Here is a 21,528-nt window from a genome sequence, read left to right as displayed (position 1 = left end):
AGACATGAAGAAATTTATAAGAGGAGTATATCAGTATAATCAAGAAGACTGTGGCGCTGCAGTTCTATCCACTATACTAAATTATTATGGCAGAAAAACAACCATTAGTATTCTTAGAAATAAAATGCAATATGATAAAAATGGCGCAAACGTATTATCAATAATAGAAACAGCGCATTCTTATGGATTAGAAGCAGAAGCTTATCAAGGTGGTTTAGATGAATTAAGATCAGAGGTTAAGCAAAACAACTTCCAACTACCATTAGTATTACATGTAGAACGAGATAATACAGGTGGACATTATATAATTTTGAAAAAAATCAGGAATAAAAAGTTTAAAATATTTGATCCCAAAGACGGACATTCAATTTTAACAGAGCAAGAATTATTGAAACAGTGGACAGGTATAATTATTTGTTTTGAGAATACAGATAAAGAAATTATTTGGGAATCCAGCATAAATCTTATAAAAAATAGATATTTAAAAATCTTATTTTCAGATAAAAAAAATCTTATGCTAGCTATTTTTTTGTCTATATTAGTATCACTAATTTCTCTTGTAGGTTCTTGGATGTATAAAATTGTTATTGATGATTTTATTTTAAAAAATCTAAATGTGTCTAACACGAATTACTTACCATTTCAATTTTCATTACTTTTTATTAGTTTAATACTTTTTTATTTTTTCCAATCAGGAATTTTTCTATACAAAAATGTTTTAATAAGTAAAATATCACAATTAATGAGTAATAAGCTATCCAAATCTTTCTTAAAACATTTAATAAATATACCTGAAAAAAGCTTATTCTATTTTGAAACTGGTGAAGTATTATCTCGTTTTCAAAGTGTTGTTCAAATTCAACAATCTTCAATAAACGTAATATTAACAATAGTGACAGAATCAATTGGAATCTTTTTGGGAGCTATAATTTTATTCAGTTTAAGCCCACTATTATTCCTTTATGTGGTGATAATAGTAATTATATATGCTTTAACTTTTTTAATTAGTTTACCGTTTTTAAATAAATTGAGAAAGAAATTCTATTCATTCTATTCAGAATCTATAACTGAATTAAATCAAACAATGAGTGGGCATTCTACTATGTTGATGCAAAATAAAAATTCATGGTTTTTAAATAAAATTTTAAAAAAGGTCAAAAGTACAAACTCTCAATTATACAATTTAAGTTTAACAGAATCTACTGTCTCTACCTTAGTAATGCTAACTGAATCCATAGGTGGGGTCGCAATTTTATGGAGAGGTAGTATTCTAGTTTTAAATGGTTCTATATCTTTAGGTTCTCTAATTGTATTTCAAAGTATGCTCTCCTTTTTCATTAATCCAGTAAAACAATTGGTTCTTATACAAAATGAAATTCAAAATTTAGGGATACTTATCCATCGTCTAAACGATATCTTTGCTATACAAATAGAAAAATTCTCTTTGCCTATTCATAAGGTTGAATCTGTAGAAAATTATACGATCAAATTAAATAATATTGCTTTCTCCTACTATTATTCAAAAAATATTTTTGAGAATGTAAATTTTGAAATTTCAGAAAGCAGTAAAGTAGGGATAATTGGCGAAAGCGGAAGTGGAAAAACTTCGTTAATAAAATTACTTGCAACGCTCTATTCTCCAACTAAAGGGGAAATTTATCTAGGAAATAAACCATATAATCAATACTCATTAAATAAATTAAGGGAAACCATTGCTTATGTTCCTCAACAACCTTTTATTATTGAAGGAACGGTATTAGATAATTTATTAATGGGAAGCCATTTAGATAATAAAAAAAGGACTTTACTAAACACCATAATTAGAATTTTCGATTTTACGCATTTAACTCCAAATAGTGATAACAATAACTTAGATATGTATATTTATGAAAATGGCAGCAATTTATCTGGTGGTCAAAAACAAAAAATTGGTTTAGCAAGAGCTATGTTAATCAATCCCAAAATTCTTCTTCTTGATGAAGCAACTAGTAATATTGATAGTAATAGTAAAAATAAAATTTTGTCTTATTTATACAGTTTAGATAAGATGACTATTATTTCTGTATCTCACGATAAAAGTATATATAAATACTCTAAACAATTTTTATCATTTAAACAAAACAAAATTGTTATTGTAGATAAGGAGGAGTTGACAACCACAAAATAAAGGATGTAGAAAGTATCTATTGCCAAAATTATTTATTATGGAGGATTCTATTATGCTTACATTAAAAAATGTTACAAAACAATACAATAACAGAGAAGTTTTAAAAAATATTTCTTTTGAATTCAATCCTGGTATTTATGGATTACTAGGAGCTAACGGAGCAGGAAAAACAACTCTGTTTCACATTATCTGTGGGGTTATTAGTCAAGATAAAGGTGATATATTATTCAATAATAAAGATACTAAAAAAAAGAGAGAAGCATTTCTAGCGAATCTAGGTTTTTTACCACAGAATTTTACGTATTATCCTGATTTTTCTGGTTTAGATTTTTTGTTGTATATTTCTTCTTTAAAAGGAGTAGATAAAAAGAAATCTAAAGATAAATGTATCGAACTACTTAATTTGGTTGGTTTGGATCAAGAAAAAAATATAAAAATAAAAAAATATTCTGGAGGAATGAAACAACGTTTAGGTATTGCTCAAGCAATGATTAATAACCCAAAGGTATTAATTCTAGATGAACCTACAGTTGGTTTAGATCCAAAAGAACGAGTTAGATTTAGGAATTTAATAAGTTCACTTTCAGATGAAAAAATAGTCATTTTATCTACTCACATCGTTTCTGATATTGAATATATCGCAGACGAAATTTTGGTTTTAAAAAAAGGTATTTTAGAAAATACTGGACAAGCAGAAGATTTAGTTAAAACTATTGAAAACAAAGTATGGGAATGTTCAATTAGTACAAAAAATGTAGATTATTATTTATCCAAATATACTGTAAGCAACCAAAAGCATGAACATGATAATACAATTTTACGTATCATCTCAGAAGAACAACCTATTGAAGAAGCTATCAAAGTAGAACCTACATTGGAAGATTTATACCTATACTATTTCAGAGAGGATGTAAAATAATGACCACAATGATTAAATTTGAACTTAAAAAAATCACTAAAAATTTTTCTTTTTTAGGCGCTGTCGTAACTTCTTTATTTATAATGTTTGGGATATATTTTACTGGCTTCCACTATTCTCAATTAAGTTTAGTAGAAAATAGCAATGAAAATAAGGGCGTAGAAAATCTTTACTGGGACGTTGCCGAGAAACACAGTGGAACATTTGATGACAATCAAATAAAAAATATTCTATCAGATTATATAGAGTTGTATCAAAGTAAACCAGTTAGCACGAGACCCTTTGATTTATTTTCATCAAATATTGCTGATATATTCTTCCCTAGTAATGAAGATACGTATATAAGAATGAATGAAGCTGTAGAAGACGGAAATAAAATTACAATTGATCAGGTTGATATACCTTCAATAAAAGAAATTGGTTTCTCAGAATTTAAACAGCCTCTTAAAATAGGTAATTATGTTCCTTGGAGTGATTTATATAAAGTCTCTAGTTATATTTTTCTTCTGTCTATAATTATTAGTATTTTAATTTGCTCTTTGATTTTTTCAAGTGAAACTTCAAGAAACATTAACCAATTGTTAATTTCTACTCAATTTGGACGTACTAAGTTAACAGTTTCTAAAATATTATCTGCTACAATAACTGGCTTATTAATATTCATTTTTCTTCAAGGAATAACTTTAGGTGTATTTTCAATTTATAATCATGGATTTTCAGGTTGGGATGCAAGTATTCAAACAAATTTTTCATTACATTTATTTGATTTTTCTATAGAAATGAATAATTTGAATATTTGGTTTGCAATGCTTCTATTTTATGTATTTGGGTTATTGTCTGTTATTGGAATCACACTTTTAATTTCTTCTTTAACTACGACTCCTTTTAGTTCATTAATTGTTTCACTAAGTCTATTTATGTTACCTTTAGCCTTAACCTATATTTTTAAAGAAGGGATAATTAATAAGTTACTTTATTTATTTCCTATTAATAATTTTAATACGGAAAGTTTATTAACTCTACTGAGTTCAGGTACACAATTTTTCCTTTCTTCTTTCTGGCAAAATTTTATACTAGTAGCAATGATTTTACTACTAGTAACTATAGCTTCGTTTATGATTATCTACTGGAATTTAAAAAATAAAAAAAATGTCATTTAATCTTTTCAGCTTGATTTATTAAATTAAAGTTTGTTATTATTAAGTTGATTTCTATAGTAACAGTATTAGTAACAATCTATACTAAAATTAGCTACTTAAACAAATTCATCTGAGTTATAGATACTTTTAAACCAGTGAATACAATCTAAATCAACTTATCAATTTATAGAGCGGGAATAAGAGAAAAGAGCTGAAGACCCTTTGTTTACAAGGGCCTCGGCTCTTTTTTTAATTTTAAACTAATTTCGTTGCTTCCTATCTATTTCACCCAATGAAAGACACTTCATCCATTGATTCAGCGAGAGCTCCTCTCCCCATCATTTTTTACTCACTTTTTATGGCAAGTTTGATACTGTAGAGATCAACTGTTAGCAATACAAAAACAGAAAATACGAGTGATGTTTTCCCCCCTCATCTTGTTTATCTGGAAAAAAACATGCTTACAGGGAAATGGTGGAAGCATGACCTTTATCCAGGCCTAAATTTGACGTCATGAGAATCACTCTTTCAAAAAGGAAGACGGAGGAACCTACCGTATTTTCCCCATCTGTTCAAACAAGAAAAAACTCAAGAATATTAATTACTTAACATTCTTAAGCTCCTCCTTTACCGATACACATCAAATAATTTTTCATTATACTCATCGCCCTCATCGATATTACTACTTCGAAAAACGGGCGCCTCTATTCCCCGATCTATTTCCAGTTGAACAAAGGCACTAACGAGTAATTGAACAAGAAAGACACTCAAGATTGTCGAAGTGGGGCCGGTCTTGATTTCTTTTGTATGGGAAATACTCGCATCTCCATATGGTGAGCGATTGTCTAACACGATGTCTGCGAGTTCGAATAAACGTCGTCCACTCTTATGACGGCTGCGACTGTTTTTTGAAGCTTCGAGGGCAGTCAGTGCGATGATGTGAACGCCGCGTTCTTTTAAACGTAGCGCCATTTCAATGAGCAGTGGATTTCTGCCTGAATTTGAAGACATGACGATGACATCCTCTGTTTGAAAAGGATAAAGTTCCATTAGAACATCGGCATATTCCACGGTTCGCTCGATGAAAGTACTCTTAATGGCGTGGTTCATCCCTAATTCATTTTCCAAGATTGGGATAAAACCAGCATAACCGCCTGCTCGGGCAAAGACTTCTTGTCCAATGATATAGGAATGACCCGTGCCAAAAAAATAAATTTTATGTTCTTTTTGGATACAGGTACTCATCATTTGTGCTGCTTTTTCAATAGCTACCTGTTCTTCCTTAACGATGTATTCCATGTTTGTACAAAGTATGGCTTGATATTCTTGCATGCGATTCATAAATTCCTTGCTCCTTTCACTTTTAAAACGACCAGTAAAAACCCCTGACATTTTGTGATTCGATGCTGCCACAACCCTTCCTGGCATTTGACTTTCTCTCTTTATTATACAGGTTTTGACTTTTCTCTCCCACTATTCAAAGGAAAAAACTTCCCGTCATATACGGTCATTTTTTTAAGTATAGAAAAAAAACAAGCAATATATTTTCGCATTCTGATATAATGAAAGGGATTGCACGAAAAAGATAAAACAAAGGAGACGAATGGATGAAAAATTATACCACCATCATTTACGATATTGATGGAACGATTTTAAACACATTGGACATGAATATGTATCCACTAATCAGGATTATTGAGGAAGAAACAGGAGAACAATGGACTTTTGATCAAGTCCTTCGATTTGCAGCATACCCTGGTCGCAAAGTAATCGAAGAACTTAAGATTCAAAATGTGGACGCTGTTTACCAAAGATGGGTCTCTTATGTGAATGCGTATGAAGACGGAGCTCGTCTTTATGAGGGCTTCCCTTTTCTCTTCGATCGTTTTCAAGCGCATGGCATCCAACAAGCGGTCGTTTCTTCCAAAACCAAAAAACAATATGCACTTGATTTTGTCGCAAAAGGACTTGACTCTTATATGAGTGTTGCAATTTTAGCGGAAGATACCAAAAACCACAAGCCGCACCCTGATCCCTTGCTAGCATGCTTGAAGGCGCTGAATCTGAAGCCCGAAGAAACAATCTATATTGGAGATGCCCAATCCGATTATGAAGCAGCCATGCATGCGGGAATCGATTTTGGTTATGCCAAATGGGGCAGCGTCTCCGATCATGGCATTCTTTTCCCTACTTTTACGTTCGAACAACCGCATGATTTGCTCGAATTATTGTCTGATTCGATTCATTCTACTCAAGAGGACTGTATGCGATGAAAAAACAGAGGGGAATTGCCTTGGTTGGTCTAAACGGCGCCGGAAAATCCACGCTCGGAAAGTATATAGCTCAACAACTTGATTTTCATTTTTTTGAAGTGGAAGATTTTTGGTTCGCCAAAAAACACGACTATCAAAATCCGCGAAGTGCTTCTGAAGCCAGTCAACTATTATTGGCCGCCATTCAAAAGACAGAGAGACACTTTATTATTGGTGGGAATCTTACTTCCTTGTCACCGGAACTCTTACAATCACTGGCGCTGATTGTTTTTGTCGATGTTGAGAAGTCCATTAGAGTAGCACGTGTCCTTCAAAGAGAACGGACAATTTTCGGCGAGTTACCTTTGACTGACCCTCGATATCCAGAACGACAAGCTTTTTTAGAATTTGTGAAAAATAGAACGGCCGATACATTGAATAAATGGATAAAAAATACTACCTTACCAGTTCTTATAATTGATGGAACACAACCCTTCAAAGCGAATTTAGAAGCAATTCAAACAACTTTCACGCGTCTTTTATCCCCTTAAAGGCTTTTTCCTTCTTTGATGGACGGGGAAACCATCAATTTCTACTCTTTTATTTGTGAATTTCCCATCATTTTTAAATTTATTCAAATATAAGGCACTTTTCTTGACAATTTGAGGTATACTAAGGCGGTTGAATGAAATAATTTAATTAATAAAGGAGAGAATTTTTATGGAACACGCTTCAGCGAAAAGTGTGAAACTAAAAAATAGATGGCTGATTGCCCTTTCAGGGATTTGCATTCATCTATCGATTGGTTCAGCGTATGCTTGGAGTATTTTCACCAACCCGATTCAAAAACAAATCCCCCATTGGTCAGCTAGTCAAATTTCATTTGCCTTTAGCTTGGCTATTTTCGGCTTAGGATTTTCCGCAGCCTTTATGGGACACTTAACTGACAAGCACGGACCACGATTAACGGGAACGATTTCGTCTATTTTCTTTGGTTTGGGGATTGCCTTAACTGGGTTCGCACTAAGTATCGAATCGTTGCCGATGCTCTATCTTAGTTATGGTGTCATTGGCGGTATCGGACTGGGAACGGGTTATGTGACACCTGTCTCAACCATGATGGCATGGTTTCCAGATCGACCAGGTCTTGCAACTGGAATGGCGATTATGGGCTTTGGTTTTGCCACGCTCATTACGACCCCGATTGCAAAAGCTCTAATGCTGACTGTTGGATTGAGTCAAACTTTTTACCTTTTAGGTGCAGCCTACTTTGTAATCATTTTTTGCGCTTCACAATATATGGAAAAGCCGCCTGTTGGTTGGTTACCTGACGGTTATACACCAAAAAAAGAAGAAAAAGCAACGAAAGCATTTGCCGGTTCCCAGCTTACAGCCAACGAAGCCTTAAAAACGAAACGATTTTGGATGCTTTGGTTCATGTTATTTATTAACATCACATGTGGAATCGCTTTAATTTCTGCTGCTGCACCTTTAGCGGAGATTTCAACGGGGATGTCTGCCACTGCAGCAGCTACCATGGTTGCCATTATGGGGATCTTTAATGGGGGTGGCCGTTTCTTTTGGGCAACGATTTCTGATTATATCGGTCGTCCAAATGCCTTTACCGCCTTCTTTGTACTAGATGTCATTGCACTCGTCATCTTATACTTTACGAGTTCGCCCATCGCATTTGTGGTTTTAATTTGTTTGTTGATGACATGTTATGGTGGTGGTTTCTCAACGATGCCAATTTACATTGCCGATATCTTTGGAGATAAAGTCGTTGCATCCATTCATGGTTACGTGCTAACTGCCTGGGCGTTAGCAGGATTAGCCGGTCCGGTTTTACTGTCAACGATTACGAAAATTTCAGGAAACTATGCGACAGCTATGCTTGTTTTCGCTGGAATATCAACACTTGCTTTGTTTCTTTCTTTTGCTATCCGGCGAGAGATTGCAAAACAAGCAGCCTAACAAATTTTGAAGCTTCAAAAAAGCATGCCTACTTTTCTTTTAAAAGAAAAGCGGACATGCTTTTTATTTTTAATAGCTTAAAATCATAATGTACTGGTTATCTTCTTGGGGCCCAATGGTAATTTGGAGTGTCATGCCACCGTCGTAGGTCCCAATGAGTGACCATGATTCTTCTGAGTCGTTGCCGATTTCGGTTATTCCTTCCACTGCTAACGCTTTGACTAATTCTTGGTAATAACTTTTTGCCTCTTCATACGTCGCGTCCGTCACAAAGCCAATCGTAAATTCATTGCTCTCTGCGCCACCAGTTGTTTGTTCCGTAAGATCCCAAACATTGTCTAACAAAAACTGCTCTTGGTCAATGGCTGATTGTTTTTTTTCTAAAGCGGGCATTTCTTCTGATTCTTCGGGTTCACTAACCATCGCTTCACTGATTTGCGTTGATGCCTGGCTTTGCTCAACCGGTGCTTCGGATGGATTCTTAGTACAGGCACCTAATAAAATCAGTGATAATGCCAACATGCCTACAAACGATTTCTTTTTCAAGTCATAACCTCCCAAAATAAGTAATGGCAAATAATAGGCTTTTATTTTACCATATGTTTGAATTTGCATGATTGATTTTGACTTGAAAAGACTAAGGCTAAATGGCCTGATATTCGATAGTTAATGCACGTTGGACTGCAGGTCTTGCAGCAATCCGTTTCGCCCAAGCAATGACATTAGGATAAGATGCCACCTCTAAAAAAGTGGCCGCATCGCCATACAACTCTCCTTGGACTAAGCGACCATACCACGGCCAAATCACCATATCCGCAATCGTATAATCATCACCTAAAATATAGGTCTGATCCGCCAAGTGTCGATTGAGTAAATCGAGTTGACGCTTTGTTTCCATTGTGTAACGATCAATTGGATATTCTTGTGCAAAAGGAGCATAGTGATAAAAATGTCCAAAACCACCACCCACAAAAGGTGCTGCACCCGTTTGCCAAAAAAGCCAATTCATCATTTCTGTCTTTTCTGCCAAGTTCGTAGGAAGAAAACGTTGATATTTTTCAGCCAAATAGAGTAAGATCGACGCGGATTCAAACACACGGACAGGGGGTGCTACGGAGTAATCGACAAGGGCAGGAATTTTGGAATTTGGATTGATCTTAACGAAATCGCTACCAAATTGATCCCCTTTAGAAATATCAATTTTATATAAATCAAAGGCCGCTCCTGCGATTCCTTCCTCCTCTAGTTCCTCTAGTAAAATGGCTACTTTGATCCCATTCGGCGTACCTAATGAATACACTTGCAAGGGGTTCTTTCCTACAGGTAATGTTTGTTCAAAACGACTCCCAGCTATTGGTTGATTGCCAAACGCACTATTTTCCGTCGGCTCCCATTGCCAAACGTTAGGGATTTTGTAATCTGACATAAAATCGCCTCCTTCCCTTTAGTATATGGAATTTTCTTAGCTAAAACAAGAATTTCGATTGCGAAAAAACAAGAACCAACTATGAAATTTGTGTCACGTGTTCCTGTAAATAAAGTGACTGGCTTCCTAGTTGCTCATAAATCGACTGGAAATCCTCCTTGGGTACGGGTCGGTTTGTTTCACCATAGGGATCATTGACGTAGATAAACGCTTCGTCCATTCCTGTAATCACTGCGGCATGACACAAAGGAGTTACTTCGATAAACCCGTTTTGCGTTTGCCAAACCATAAAATCATCCATCGTTGGGACTTGAAAATCAACGGTCACAACTGTCCAAATCGGAATGCCCTGTTCAATGAGTGATTCAAGGTCTGAAAAGGTCTGCTCTTGACTGATGACTTGATATTGGTCCGCAACAACCGCTTCAGCGACTCGTGCAATTGGTTCCACCGCGACACCCATGGCATCAAGTCCACCTGTAATATCGCCGACAAAACCATCGTGCGGATCACCATGCGTTTTTGAATCAATAAAAACAGGCACATAGTCTAACATCTCTGCCAATTGATTCTTATTGGTTTCATAGCCATAATACCTTAATAACATGGACAGTGCTGTGACCTCACAGCCATTCCCTAAAGCGATTCCTTCATTTTGATTTTCGAGAGGCACATCAAGTAAGGCGGAGTGAATTGCCTCATCTGAGCGGATTTCGGGCTCTTTATTCAATAAAACGAGGAGAAGAATACTGAAACCTATCAAAAAAACACTTAGCCATTTTTGCCATTTTTTCATTCAACCAGACTCCAATTTCCACTTATTTTCTACTCATTTCATGATAATTCTCTTTGAAAAAAATATCAAATGATACAATTGTTTAAGGAGTAAAGCAGCAAAAAAAGGACGAAGAAATGGCATCGTCCTTTTCGAGGAAAATCATTGATTACTAACAAATGATTCTCAGCTAGATTTCATTGGTCGTTTCATAACTCGCTCTTGGTCCTCCGACATACTTTGGTCTTGAGCGTAAGGCGGTCACATGAGCAGAACCGAGCGTTTTGTTGCTTGGTCGTACCGGCACCTGTACGTGTTTGACGTGCATGCCAATGGCTGTATCACCAATATCAATACCTGCTTGGGCAACAAGATGTTCCACTTCCACGGGATCTTCAAAATACTTAAAAGCCGCCACGGAACAAGCTCCTCCTGCCGTTAAACTCGGGCGGACTTCTACAATTTCCCAATTGTTTTGACGAGCCACGGTTCTTTCAACAACTAAAGCACGGTTCAAATGCTCACAGCCTTGAACAGCTAGATGAATGCCTTTTGGATCAAGAATGCCTTTGATTGTTTGAATGACCCACTCGCCAATTTCTTGACTTGGATTCTTTCCGATTTTCCCACCACTAATTTCACTGGTGCTACAACCTAAAACAAAGGTATCTCCTTGATGCAGTTGCGCTTCTGCTAAAACCTCTTCCACCATTTGTGATAAATCAGCGATAAATTGTTCTTTTTCCATTAGCGATGTCCTTCTTTCATTATAGGTAGATTGATTTTACGAATCGACGCCATTAATAAAACCGTCAAAGCGACGCCAAAAATATTTTGTACCACATTGCCAAAAATGGAAGCAACCCCTGCTGGCCACGTATACATCAATCCTGTCGCAAGACCGTAGCCTGCAACCATTAGTAAACTACCTAGGACAAGCCCTAGACCATGGAGCACTCTCGATTTCTTTTGGAAAAAATAACCGGTAATGAAACCTTGAGCCCCATGAATAATTACCGAAGCCAAAATCCACTGAGGGTAACCAGAGAATAAGTCAATCAGCCCACCACTCAAAGCTCCGACCCAAAAACCACCAATCGGTCCTAACAAGTAAGCGGCGGAGTAAATGCCCGCTTCCGCCAACGTGACGAAACCATTTGTTCCAGGCACAGGAAAAAGAAACATGAGTGAGACAGCTACCGTTAGAGCAGTTAACATCGCGATACGTACAAGTTGTTTTTGTAATTTCATTGAATCAAACTCCCTTCTTTTTTGGGTCGCCAAACGTTACCCGAATCTCCAACGGCTACGCCATTTTCAATGGCTGCATACACATATTTTTTACTACGTTCAATACTTTCCATCATCGAAAACCCATGGGCTAAGTGTGCACAAATCGCCGATGAAAAAGAACAACCCGCTCCATGATCGGTGGTGGATTGAGACAAGGGACCTGTAAATTGATAGGTCCCTTCTCCTTTTCGATAGGTATCGACGCCACTTTTTGAACCGCCAGTAATCACCACACCGACGTCTGAATCTTTGGCAATGATTTTCGTTGCTTGATTGAGCTCTTCCGTCGTTTCAATTTCCTCCATGCCAGACAGTAATTGAGCTTCTCGTCGGTTAGGGGTAATTAAATCGACGTAGGGAAAGAACACTTTGATTTTTTGTATATAGGTTTGTTGCAGTTCTTCTTTTGTTTCTTTAAAAGCCATGACAGGGTCTAAAATAATTGGAAACTTGCCATGGTTTCTTTGACAAAAACCTAAAACGAGATCAATGATTGCAAGATCAGATAATAATCCTATTTTCACGCCATTGAGTTCAAAATTATTTTCAATCGTTTGAAGTTGTTCGGCTACTAAGTCTACGGGTAAGCTGCGAATCACAAAACTATCCCCTTCTTCTACCGCCAAACAGGTTAAAACGGTTAGTCCAAAAACATCTAAGTTTTCAAAGGTTCGAAGGTCTGTTTGAATGCCTCCACCACCCCAAGTATCGGAACCACCGATGGTTAATGTTTGAAGTACCATGCGTTCACATCCTTTTTTACACATTATACGCAGACAAAAGGAAAATGAGAACAGCCAATTGGCTAGTTTTTGACCCATCCACTTTTGAAAAAGAAGCGATTGAAGCGACAAAACTTAGAAAAATGCGCAACAAGGGAGCGGTGACAGGTGACACCGCTCCCTTTGTATTTTACGCATGTTTGATGGATAAAGAGAAAGAAAGGTCAATTCTTTCGAAAATTTCGCGAAATTCGAGCAATTAAAAAAGGCAGTTGTTCGAATTTCCTTCCAGTTTCTCAGAGTGAACCGACTTCTGTTACGCCTACTTTGTTTCGTGAGCGAATCAAAATTCTTGCTTATCAATCCGCCCTTCTTCAATCACTAGCGCTTGGTTAAAGTTTTTTTGTAAGAAGTAACGGTCATGAGAAACTGCAAGAAGGGTTCCCGTAAATTGCGCGAGCAGTTCTTCGATTTCTTCTCGAACATAAATATCCAAATGATTGGTTGGTTCATCTAAAATAAGAAAATTCATTTCTTTTTGTAAGAGTTTCATCAAATACAGACGGACCTGTTCGCCGCCAGATAAATCTTTGATACGCTTGGCTACATCTGCGCTATAAAATCCCGCTTGAGCTAAAGCTTGACGGGCTTTTTGTTCATCCGGAACAAAGCTTTTGGTATAAGCAAGAATTCGTGCATCCGGTGAGTCAAAGGTTAATTTTTGTGGTAGATAGCCAATCTTTGTGCTTGCTCCAAGCGTTAATGTCCCTTCGTCTAAGTCCGTTTCACCTAAGATAAGTTTCAATAAAGTCGTTTTCCCTGAACCGTTGTCCCCTAGAATCACCACCCGTTCTTCTCGATAGATGGCAAAAGAACTCTCGGAATACAAGATTTTATCTCCCACAATTTTGCCAATTTCTTTCGCTAAAAGGATTTCTTTTCCAGCTCGAGTTCCTTGATTGATTTTTTTCAATCGTTTTTTTGGTTCAATGGGCGGTTTCACTAAGGTAATTTTTTCTAAACGACGCTCAATTTCCTTGGCTTTTTTAAAGAACGCATCGTTGTCCCCTTCATGAGCCCATTGGCGATAACGCCGAATCATTAATTGGAGTCGCTTGATTTCCCTTTGTTGCAATTCATAATTCTTACGTAAAGACTCTTGCTGTTCTTTTTTTAAGGTCACGTAACGGCTGTAATTTCCTGGGTACTCATGGACTTGGCCGTCTTCTAACTCAACCGTTCTTTTTGTGACTTCGTCTAGAAAAGCACGATCATGGGAAATCACGACAAAGGCTTTTTTTGTCATTTTCAAATAATTTTCTAGCCACTGAATACCGGCTAAATCAAGGTGATTGGTCGGTTCATCGAGTAATAACAGATCACTGTCTTGGACTAAGACTTTGGCTAACTCGACTCGGACACGTTCGCCACCACTCAGTTGATTCAGAGATGATTGGTATTTTTCGCCAATCCCTAGTCCTTTTAAGGTACTCATGACACGGTCCTCGAGTGCATAGCCCCCTTGGTCTTCAAAGGTTTGCTGTAAGTTGCCATAAAGGGTCATGATTCGTTCCAAATCACTCTCTGGTAGAGTCATTTGTTCTTCATATTTTCTTAGTTGTTCTTTTATCTTTTGAATGTCGATAAAACTTTGACAAATATAATCAAAAACCAAAGTTTCATCATTGGATAATTTTTGAGGAACCCAACCAATCTTCAGTCCTTTTTTCTTACTGACCGTTCCGTCATCGACCCCTTCCATTCCTAATAGAATCCGAAGTAACGTCGTTTTTCCTGTCCCGTTTTGACCAATCAGGCCAATTTTATCTTGAGGATGAATGGCAAAGCTTAATTCTTCAAAAAGTGGTATCCCACCAAAATTTTTCTTTATTTTATTGATTTGAATCTGCATGATATTTCTCCTTTAATTTGGACCACGCAAAAAGGCCATGGAAAAATCCATGACCTTGTTATTTTATCTTTTTGTAAAAGTACTACAAATAAGGTTAAATGAATGGAATGGTCATTGATTTTTTTACAATTCGACTATTTTTGGACATACTTCTCCCTTGAGTAGCCATTGTAAAACCAATCGCGTGACTAAAGCTGATATGATAACGTTGGTAATCTTCAGTTGTTGTTATTTTAGTCAGGCACACCATTGAATCATTCCCCCCTTTTTCCTCTACTTGTACTTCCTTTTTAGTATAGCAAATCATTTTCCTTAACACAATAACGTTTGCACGAACTGCCTGCCTTCATTTTTCATCGTTCGCTTTTTTGCAAGGAGTAAATACTTTTCCCTTGACTCGCATAGTATGAGAAGGCATTGACGATAAAAAAGAAAGGCAAATACTGAAAGCCGAAAACTTCACAGCCAATCATAATGGGAGCGATAAAGGTACTTGTTGCACTACCAAAAACACTCGCATAACCTAAGGCCGCGACAAACGCTACTGGCAAGCCGAAAAGCGGCGCGCATACTACACCTAAAGAAGCACCGATCGCAAACAAAGGCGTGACTTCTCCCCCTAAAAAACCAACACTAATCGTTAGGATAGTCAGAAACATTTTGAGTAACCAGTCATAGGCATACATCTTGTCACCTGAAAAAGCTGAGTCAATCAAATTCGTTCCTAACCCTGCGTATCGACCTTGATAAAAGAGGGTCAAAAGAGCAACGAGTACGATCCCTCCCAAAAAAATCCGCAAAACAGGAGCACTTATTTTCTCCTTTAACCACGTTTTACTTGTTTCTAATACGTGCGCAAAGAAACCCCCGCACCAACCAAAAATCAAACCTAGAAGAACGAGTTTGATAAATAAGAGGCCATTCAAATCGATGGAAGTTGCCAATGGGAACGAAAATTTTTCTAACCCAAGAAAACTAGAAGTTTGGCTCGCAATAAACGCAGCGAGTAAGGCTGGAACGAGTGCTTCATACTTGAGTTTACCAACAACCAAAACTTCTAAGGCAAAGAAAGTAGCCGCAATCGGTGTTTGAAAAAGACCGGCGAATCCCGCAGCCATTCCGATTACAACGAACGTATTTCCCATTTCTTGTAATCGTAATAGACGTCCCATTCTATGAGCGACCGTCCCACCTAATTGCACCGCCACGCCTTCTCGTCCGGCACTCCCACCAAATAAGTGCGTCAGCCACGTGCCTATCACCACAAATGGAATCATTCGTAAAGGAATCGTCTGTTCCTCTTCTTCGCCTACTAAAAAAAACAGACCCATCCCCCCTTGGCTATTCTTTCCATATTTATCTAAAAAGTAAGTGAAAAGGGCACCGATCACTGGGAGAAACCAAATCAGCGACAAAAAGTGACTTTCTCGAAAATGACTGAACGCAAGTAACACCCTACCAAAAATCGTATCTAAACTACCAACAACACCACCAACAATCACACTTAAAAAAAGTAGTTTCCCATTCTTTCCATTCATTTTTTTCATTCCTTTCGCAATTTTCATAAAAAAATAATGACTCCTACACACGTCAATCGTGGTAGAAGTCATTAGCAATTTGCGGTTTCAGTTCAAAACTGTGGGAGACATTCATTCCCGTATCTTCTTTTTTATTATGTTCCATCTTCTTTTTCCTGTCAAGGAGCATTGCGTCGAAACAAATTTTTTTTCTATCAGGCTTAAATAAACCGAGGCTTAGATGGTAAATAGATACGCGATTGAAATAATGGTAATAACATGCATCACAGGAGCGATTTCTTTTGTACGTTTGGCAAAAATCATGCAAATTTCATAAGATAAAAATCCGAGAACTAAACCTAAGGCAATAGAACCTGTTAATGGCATCATGACAATGGTTAGGAAAGCTGGAATGATTTCTTCGAATCCCCCATCCCAATCGATTTTCGTAATGTTTTGCATCATGAAAATCCCAATAACAATCATTGCCGGTGTTGTTACTGCGGCAGTCACTAAAGATAATAATGGGTAAAAGAAAGCAGACAACAAGAATAACACCGCAACAATGACACTCATTAGGCCGGTTCGCGCACCTGCAATAATTCCTGAAACAGACTCAATATACGTAGATAAACTAGATGTACCAAAAATCGAACCAAAGAATGTACCAATCGCGTCCGCGCTATAAATCCGGGTGTTATCTTCAAATTTTTCACTCTTAATATCTGAAACTTGAGTGGCTGCTGCCGCAAGAGTTGTTGCAGTACCAAAGAAATCTAAGAATAAAAAGGTTAAAATAATGACAATCGAATCAAGTGAAAGCATTTGAGGTAAATTTTGAAAGGCAACCAAAAAGGTTTGGTCCAGCATCGCCTTCATTGGAACCGTTGGAAAGACAATTGGCGAACCTGCTGGCAGTTGAGGCAAGGAAGCGACCACGCTCTCGCTTAATGTGAACCATTCCATTGAAACGCCTAGACGAATGAACAAGCCACAAAGTGCCGCACCAATCATGCCTAAGAAAACAGCATATTGATTTTTACGTACTAAGAAAAAGGCTGCTGTCAATAATCCAAAGAATGCAATGATTACATTCGGATTATCAAAACCGCCGAAAGTAATAAACATCCCTTCATCTGGCACAATGATTCCTGAATTTTTAAAACTTACAAAAGCAATAAAAATCCCTAAACCAACTGTTCCTGCTTGTTTCACAGAAATCGGAATCGCTTGGATAATTTTTGAGCGTACACCTGAAAAAGCTAAAATTAAAAATAAAATAGACGCCACTAAAACAGCGGCTAAGGCTTCTTGCCAAGTTTTTCCCATTTGTAAAACAACAGAATAAGCAAAAAAGGCATTCATTGACATACATGGCGCTAAGCCAAGTGGAAATCTCGCCCATAGCCCCATGATTAACATCGAAATTGCCGATGATAGAATGGTTGACATAAAGACCGCATCTTGCGGCATGCCTGCTTGGCCTAAAATAATTGGATTGACGAAAATGACATAAGACATTGCGAGGAATGCCGTTAATCCTCCCGTGAATTCGCGTTTGTAGGTCGATCCTGATTTCGTAATACCAAAATACTGATCAATTTTTTCTTTCATTTCTATTTTTCCTCCTTTTGTGAGAAAAAAGCCACACAATGACAGGGGAACCAAAGTTGTCCTTGCCATAGTAAGTTACTTTATTGGGTAACTTGTAGAAACTTCTGGACCTTATTACCAGAATTATATGGTTTTCTTCCTCCGATATCATAACAGGATTTAACAAAAGAATCAATGCGAAACACGAACGAAATTGGTTACATTTTGATTAAAAGTTAATTTATTAATGGTTTTTTTCATAATATCAGGCTAAATAAGTAAATTCCCTGCTCTTCCCACCTATCAAAAAGTAACGAAGAGAAAAAATCGGATCCCTCTTTTTCCTCTTTCATGTTAAACTAGAAAGAGGATTTTTTTGATAGAAAGGATTCAAGACGCAATGAAAATGATTATTTCTCCGACAAAACAAATGAAAACCGAACTGGATCATTTTCTGCCAGAGAGTCAGCCGGTTTTTCTAACTGAAACGAAACAAATTTTAAAAGAATTAAGAAAACTACCTTTGGATGAGGCACAAAAGCTATGGAATTGTAGTGACAAACTCGCTTTAGAAAACTATGAACGCTTGCAGTCGATTGACTTTAACAAAGGGACGACTCCGAGCATCGCTAGCTACAAAGGCCTACAGTATCAGTACATGGCACCAGACCTATTTACAGAAGAAGCATTAAATTATATTCAAAAGCATTTACGAATTTTATCTGGTTTTTATGGTGTCTTACGCCCCTTTGATGGCATCGTACCTTACCGTTTAGAAATGCAAGCCCCTCTTTCTGTTGCGGATGAAAAAAACCTCTATGATTTTTGGGGACAAAAAATTTATAATGCCTTGGACTTCGATCAAGGACCGATTATCAATTTAGCTTCTAAGGAGTACACTAAAACCCTCACGCCCTATTTAAAACCAACAGACGAATTCATCGAGATTGCTTTTGTCAGTCTCGTGAATGGAAAACCAAAAGTCAAAGCGACCTTGGCTAAGATGGCCCGGGGGGAAATGGTACGTTTTATGGCAGAAAACCAAATCCAAACAATCGATGGCATTAAAGGCTTTGACCATCCGGATTATCTTTTTTCAAAAGAATTATCGACCAAGAGCAAGCTAACCTTTTTGAATATCAAAGATGGGACTTCCTAGTTTTTCTGGGAAGTTTTTTATTTCCATCACGAAACCTTAATTTACTCCATTGTTTTCCTTTCCAATGGACTCTATACTGTAAGTGATTTCAATATTAATGAAAAAAAGGGTGACGAATTTGAAATATGCATTATTAACGGACTGGCATGTCCATACAGAAGGTTTTTTAAGTAAAATTCCACAAGATCAATGTTTATACGTGTGGGACGCGATCGAAGAAAGAGGAAAAAAAGCAGCAGAAAAATATGGCGCCCCTTATGAAGCCGACTTAGAGAAAGTCTTAGCAGACCCTGCAGTCGAAGCGGTGGTCATTGAAGCACCAACGACCATGCATAAAGAATTGATTTTGGCTGCGATTGCTCACGGCAAACATATTTTTGTCGATAAACCGCTCACAACAAATGAAAAAGATGCCTTAGAAATCAAAGCAGCCCTAGATGCAAGTGATTGTCGCTTCGTCCTTTCTCTGGAATCATTGATTTCTGGTAGTTACCGTTTTGCCAAAGAACAAATTGATGCCGGTACCATTGGCGAAGTGGTTTCTGTCTATTTCCGTCGTGCGCATAGTGGGGTCTTAAATGACTGGTTACCTGCTTATTGGTATGACCAAACCCAATCTGGTGGTGGGGCAACCCTTGACTTAGGTTGTCATGGTTTAGCCATGTTACCTTACTTATGCGGCAAACCAAAGAGTGTCAAAGCTACAATGACTCAGTTCGGCGATAAAGGTATTGAAGACAACTCCACGACGGTGATTGAATTTGAAAACAAAGCCATCGGAACGGCGTATACTTCCTTCATGACGAATGTCGGAGAAAACTTTTTAGAAGTGATTGGGCAACAAGGATCGATTATCGTCTTTGGTTCGCCTGATTCGGGTGAAACAATTTGGATTCAATCCAACCTTGATGAAAAGTACAAAGAAAAAACCATTATTGATGGGAAAACATTGGCACAACACCCTTATCCAATTGAAGTGTTCTCTGACCTAGTGAAAGACCCTTCTTTACCTGCAGTCAAAGAGTATGACATCAATACAGCTGTTGAACTCAGTTGGATTATTGAGCAAGCCTACTTAAGTGGAAAGGCCTAACCAAAAACCGTCTAGCCCTTGATTTTTCAACGAGCTAGACGGTTTTTTTTACCCTTGGCGAATCCCTTCCATCACCGCAAGAATTTTTCTTGTATCCTTTAAAGAATGAGTCGCACAAGTACTTTCCTTTGCTTTGAAGTGGTCAATAAAATGCTGAATTTCCAAGGTCATTTCATCCCCAACAACGGGATAATTTTTTTGAATTTTTGCTTGTCCTAATAATTGCAGTTCGTAAGTTTCCATCCGATAAAAAAAGGGAATCGTGATTTCGCCCTTTTCTCCAATAATACGAGCCACGCGTTCTTTTTCTCGGTCAATGGCCCCTTCGACAAAAGTCTCTAGACCATTTCCAAAAGTCAGGTTGGCAGAAAAGTAACCATCCACGTCAAAAAGATATTCCTTATCTGCCTTGATTTGAATGATGGGTGCATCAATTAAAGCTAGGACAAAGCCGATCGAGTAAGTACCGACATCATTTAAAGCACCGCCTTGATCCTTTTGGACTAAATAAGAGTTCGCATCCCGAGCCTCCACATCATCAAAACAGAAACTAGCACTTATCTTTTTAAGTGCGCCTAACTGCTGAATGTCTTCTTTTAAAGCCATAAAACCGTCATTAAACTTTGTTTTAAAAGCTTCCATAAAGAGGGTCTCGTTTTTTTGAGCAGACAGAATAATTTCATCCATATCCAGTGTCGTTAATACAGCCGGCTTCTCACACAGGACCGGAATTTTTAAATCCAGAGCTTTCAAGGCCCATTCTTTATGATCCTTATGAGGCAAAGCGATATAGACGCCATCAATGTCGCCCTCTGTTAAGAGCGTCTCGTAAGATTCATACACCTGGATGTGAGGATAGGCCGATTGAAATTCCTTATTCTTGAAAAGGGATTTCGAAGCGATTGCGGTCACCTTTCCCTCATCTGTATGCTGAATACTTTGAAAGAAACGCTTTGCAATATTCCCGTAACCAATGATGCCAATCTTCATTTCATTGTCCCCCTTGATTGTTTTATCTTTAAAATATAGCATGTTTCACCTAAAAACTGTGCTTTTTCGTCAAAAAATAGTAAGCTAGACTTTCATTCATCATGAATCGGAGGTTTTATTATGCAAAAACAAACAGAAGTCTTAGACAGAGGACCTTTCTTTCACGGTACAAAAGCCCAGTTGGCCCTCGGTGATTTACTGACAACAAAACAACCATCCAATTATGAAGCTGCGCGTATTTCAAATTTTATCTATTTTACCGCTACCTTAGATGCTGCCAAATGGGGCGCAGAATTGGCACAAGGTGAAGGAAAAGAACGAATTTATTTAGTTGAACCCCTCGGCTCCTTTGAAAATGACCCAAATGTCACGGATAAACGCTTCCCGGGAAATCCTACACGTTCCTATCGTTCCCCTGAAGCGATAAAAATCGTTGGCGAACTAGCCACTTGGGAACGACATCCAGACGAGGTCATTCAACAAATGTTGGATCATTTAGCAAAAATACAGGAAGAAGGGAAAGCAGAGATTATTGATTAAGCTTTGTAAGCGAGTAATCACAAGGTATCTATCAAATGTTCAAATCTCCCCCTATAC

The 21,528-nt window shown here is 37.5% G+C and carries 21 protein-coding genes and 2 riboswitches; of the genes, 9 read left to right on the top strand and 12 right to left on the bottom strand.

Annotation, left to right across the window (positions count from 1 at the left end):
• Positions 1 to 4: 4 nt before the first annotated feature.
• From ACYSNO_RS06640 to ACYSNO_RS06630, 3 genes are read left to right on the top strand one after another with little or no spacing between them, the layout of a single operon-like run.
• Positions 5 to 2,167, top strand: a complete 2,163-nt coding sequence (locus tag ACYSNO_RS06640) for a peptidase domain-containing ABC transporter (protein WP_461730279.1) — start codon at positions 5 to 7, stop codon at positions 2,165 to 2,167.
• A gap of 49 nt (positions 2,168 to 2,216) precedes the next feature.
• Entirely contained in the window at positions 2,217 to 3,086 is an 870-nt protein-coding gene (locus ACYSNO_RS06635) for an ABC transporter ATP-binding protein (RefSeq protein ID WP_461730312.1), read from the top strand.
• Positions 3,086 to 4,246 carry an ABC transporter permease subunit gene (locus ACYSNO_RS06630; RefSeq protein WP_461730278.1) on the top strand — a complete coding sequence of 387 codons (1,161 nt, stop codon included), beginning with the start codon at positions 3,086 to 3,088 and terminating at the stop codon, positions 4,244 to 4,246. Before ACYSNO_RS06635 ends, ACYSNO_RS06630 begins: the two co-directional genes overlap by 1 nt.
• A 606-nt stretch (positions 4,247 to 4,852) precedes the next feature.
• Here the strand turns inward: ACYSNO_RS06630 and ACYSNO_RS06625 are convergent.
• Complete coding sequence (locus ACYSNO_RS06625) at positions 4,853 to 5,566, bottom strand: SIS domain-containing protein (RefSeq protein WP_461730277.1); 714 nt, start codon at positions 5,564 to 5,566, stop codon at positions 4,853 to 4,855.
• A 266-nt stretch (positions 5,567 to 5,832) separates the two neighbouring features.
• Here ACYSNO_RS06625 and ACYSNO_RS06620 point away from each other — a divergent pair, with 266 nt between their 5' ends.
• From ACYSNO_RS06620 to ACYSNO_RS06610, 3 genes are all read left to right on the top strand, one after another.
• Entirely contained in the window at positions 5,833 to 6,498 is a 666-nt protein-coding gene (locus ACYSNO_RS06620) for an HAD family hydrolase (protein ID WP_461730276.1), read from the top strand.
• A complete protein-coding gene (locus ACYSNO_RS06615) occupies positions 6,495 to 7,028 on the top strand; it encodes a shikimate kinase (RefSeq protein WP_461730275.1) in 534 nt (177 codons plus the stop codon). The genes ACYSNO_RS06620 and ACYSNO_RS06615 overlap by 4 nt, the downstream gene beginning before the upstream one ends.
• Positions 7,029 to 7,197: 169 nt before the next feature.
• Positions 7,198 to 8,451: an L-lactate MFS transporter gene (locus ACYSNO_RS06610; protein ID WP_461730274.1), complete on the top strand. Its 1,254-nt coding sequence runs from the start codon at positions 7,198 to 7,200 to the stop codon at positions 8,449 to 8,451.
• Positions 8,452 to 8,520: 69 nt separating this feature from the next.
• Here the strand turns inward: ACYSNO_RS06610 and ACYSNO_RS06605 are convergent, their stop codons facing one another.
• From ACYSNO_RS06605 to ACYSNO_RS06560, 10 genes are all read right to left on the bottom strand, one after another.
• Positions 8,521 to 8,997, bottom strand: coding sequence for a hypothetical protein (locus ACYSNO_RS06605; protein ID WP_461730273.1), 477 nt, complete (start codon positions 8,995 to 8,997; stop codon positions 8,521 to 8,523).
• Between the two features lie 97 nt (positions 8,998 to 9,094).
• A complete protein-coding gene (yghU, locus tag ACYSNO_RS06600) occupies positions 9,095 to 9,877 on the bottom strand; it encodes a glutathione-dependent disulfide-bond oxidoreductase (RefSeq protein ID WP_461730272.1) in 783 nt (260 codons plus the stop codon).
• 79 nt (positions 9,878 to 9,956) lie between these two features.
• Positions 9,957 to 10,673: a C39 family peptidase gene (locus ACYSNO_RS06595; RefSeq protein WP_461730271.1), complete on the bottom strand. Its 717-nt coding sequence runs from the start codon at positions 10,671 to 10,673 to the stop codon at positions 9,957 to 9,959.
• Between the two features lie 169 nt (positions 10,674 to 10,842).
• Entirely contained in the window at positions 10,843 to 11,400 is a 558-nt protein-coding gene (locus ACYSNO_RS06590) for a TIGR01440 family protein (RefSeq protein WP_461730270.1), read from the bottom strand.
• Complete coding sequence (locus ACYSNO_RS06585) at positions 11,400 to 11,903, bottom strand: ECF transporter S component (protein ID WP_461730269.1); 504 nt, start codon at positions 11,901 to 11,903, stop codon at positions 11,400 to 11,402. The genes ACYSNO_RS06590 and ACYSNO_RS06585 overlap by 1 nt, the downstream gene beginning before the upstream one ends.
• Positions 11,900 to 12,688 (bottom strand): hydroxymethylpyrimidine/phosphomethylpyrimidine kinase, encoded by a 789-nt coding sequence (locus tag ACYSNO_RS06580; protein WP_461730268.1) that lies wholly within the window; start codon positions 12,686 to 12,688, stop codon positions 11,900 to 11,902. The genes ACYSNO_RS06585 and ACYSNO_RS06580 overlap by 4 nt, the downstream gene beginning before the upstream one ends.
• Before the next feature lie 322 nt (positions 12,689 to 13,010).
• A complete protein-coding gene (gene abc-f / locus ACYSNO_RS06575; protein WP_461730267.1) occupies positions 13,011 to 14,579 on the bottom strand; it encodes a ribosomal protection-like ABC-F family protein in 1,569 nt (522 codons plus the stop codon).
• 94 nt (positions 14,580 to 14,673) lie between these two features.
• Complete coding sequence (locus tag ACYSNO_RS06570; protein WP_461730266.1) at positions 14,674 to 14,829, bottom strand: hypothetical protein; 156 nt, start codon at positions 14,827 to 14,829, stop codon at positions 14,674 to 14,676.
• Between the two features lie 103 nt (positions 14,830 to 14,932).
• Positions 14,933 to 16,144 carry a chloride channel protein gene (locus tag ACYSNO_RS06565; RefSeq protein ID WP_461730265.1) on the bottom strand — a complete coding sequence of 404 codons (1,212 nt, stop codon included), beginning with the start codon at positions 16,142 to 16,144 and terminating at the stop codon, positions 14,933 to 14,935.
• 28 nt (positions 16,145 to 16,172) lie between these two features.
• Positions 16,173 to 16,245: riboswitch (Fluoride riboswitch) on the bottom strand.
• Between the two features lie 88 nt (positions 16,246 to 16,333).
• Positions 16,334 to 17,710: an NCS2 family permease gene (locus tag ACYSNO_RS06560; RefSeq protein ID WP_461730264.1), complete on the bottom strand. Its 1,377-nt coding sequence runs from the start codon at positions 17,708 to 17,710 to the stop codon at positions 16,334 to 16,336.
• Between the two features lie 48 nt (positions 17,711 to 17,758).
• Positions 17,759 to 17,861: riboswitch (purine riboswitch) on the bottom strand.
• 228 nt (positions 17,862 to 18,089) lie between these two features.
• Between ACYSNO_RS06560 and yaaA the strand changes: the two genes are divergently transcribed.
• Both yaaA and ACYSNO_RS06550 read left to right on the top strand, forming a co-directional pair.
• Positions 18,090 to 18,848 carry a peroxide stress protein YaaA gene (gene yaaA, locus ACYSNO_RS06555; RefSeq protein WP_461730263.1) on the top strand — a complete coding sequence of 253 codons (759 nt, stop codon included), beginning with the start codon at positions 18,090 to 18,092 and terminating at the stop codon, positions 18,846 to 18,848.
• Between the two features lie 118 nt (positions 18,849 to 18,966).
• The gene (locus ACYSNO_RS06550) at positions 18,967 to 19,941 is read left to right on the top strand and encodes a Gfo/Idh/MocA family protein (RefSeq protein ID WP_461730262.1); all 975 of its coding nucleotides are present in this window, start codon (positions 18,967 to 18,969) and stop codon (positions 19,939 to 19,941) included.
• 48 nt (positions 19,942 to 19,989) lie between these two features.
• Here ACYSNO_RS06550 and ACYSNO_RS06545 read toward each other — a convergent pair whose 3' ends face one another.
• On the bottom strand, positions 19,990 to 20,931 hold the full coding sequence (locus ACYSNO_RS06545) for a Gfo/Idh/MocA family protein (protein WP_461730261.1): 942 nt from the start codon (positions 20,929 to 20,931) through the stop codon (positions 19,990 to 19,992).
• A gap of 120 nt (positions 20,932 to 21,051) precedes the next feature.
• Between ACYSNO_RS06545 and arr the strand changes: the two genes are divergently transcribed.
• Positions 21,052 to 21,471 (top strand): NAD(+)--rifampin ADP-ribosyltransferase, encoded by a 420-nt coding sequence (gene arr / locus ACYSNO_RS06540; RefSeq protein WP_461730260.1) that lies wholly within the window; start codon positions 21,052 to 21,054, stop codon positions 21,469 to 21,471.
• Positions 21,472 to 21,528 lie beyond the last annotated feature (57 nt).

It is taken from the genome of Enterococcus sp. LJL98 (genome assembly GCF_054871745.1).
The sequence above is the reverse complement of the archived record's forward strand: the minus strand, read 5'-3'. Positions and strand labels throughout refer to the sequence as shown.